Source organism: Alteromonas sp. KUL150 (assembly GCF_009811475.1).
GTDB lineage: Bacteria > Pseudomonadota > Gammaproteobacteria > Enterobacterales > Alteromonadaceae > Alteromonas > Alteromonas gracilis.
In genome coordinates this window covers 1-833 of record NZ_BLIJ01000080.1, presented here as the reverse complement: position 1 = coordinate 833, position 833 = coordinate 1, and the positions used below count along the sequence as shown (strand labels likewise).

The following is an 833-nucleotide window of genomic DNA, read 5'->3' as shown; positions in this document are numbered from 1 at the left end:
AGTTAGCTTTCACGAGGTAAAAATGGAAATTACATGTTGTTTTGGAAAAGCAGTACGAGCTAACAATGGCGTTGAGTATGGGTTAGTGAGGGCTGCGACAAAGCCATATCCTGCCGAATTATTTAATTACAATGTCCTTGCTGAGGATGAGTGTGGTAACTACTTCATAGAGTTCAAATCGAAAATTTATTTTTGGGACCACGAAATAAACGAAAAAACTCTCATAAGTGACTCAATTTCAGAATTCAGAAAATCTTGTTTTGAACCACCAGAAGTCGCTTTAAATACCGATGATGTTGTTTCTGTATGGATTAACCCCGAGTTCGCAAAAGAGCACGGAAAAAAGAGTGAAAGCTAATCGGGTAGCCAAGGGTCTCTAACCCTCGGCCCCCACAACACCCTGCATGCGGCTCCGCACAGGGCGTTTCCTGAAAATGTTTAAAGCATGATGGCCGATTAGCTCCTTCATGCTCCAATTATGGCTTCTGATTTTGCGCCACTGTTCCTAAGTCCGGTCGGATATGAAACAAGTGAGCTGCACAGGCTCCTAATTGATTTTCAGGGTCAGGCCTTCACCGTGTCCCAACCATTACGATGGGCATTTGGCTACTATGCCGTCTGCTGACTTCTGCTTTATCACCGCCACAGTTGCCTGAGACAGCGCTATCGGTTTGCATCAAGTTCGCTCGCAGTGGATGATGCGTTTCCTCTGCGCCAAGGCACTTGTAAACCAGAGCCTCACTGGTGTTTACCGACCGCTCGTAAAGCAGATCTCCCCAGATAAGGACATGCACTGTCTCTGCACTGCTGCATCATTTACGGTGGCCGTTAGA

1 protein-coding gene is annotated in these 833 nt (G+C 46.2%); it reads left to right on the top strand.

Going from position 1 to position 833, the window contains the following annotated elements; all coding sequences use genetic code 11:
* On the top strand, window positions 1-358 hold a 358-nt coding region (locus tag GVO62_RS18485; RefSeq protein ID WP_236547236.1), incomplete at its 5' end, for an SMI1/KNR4 family protein.
* Window positions 359-833 lie beyond the last annotated feature (475 nt).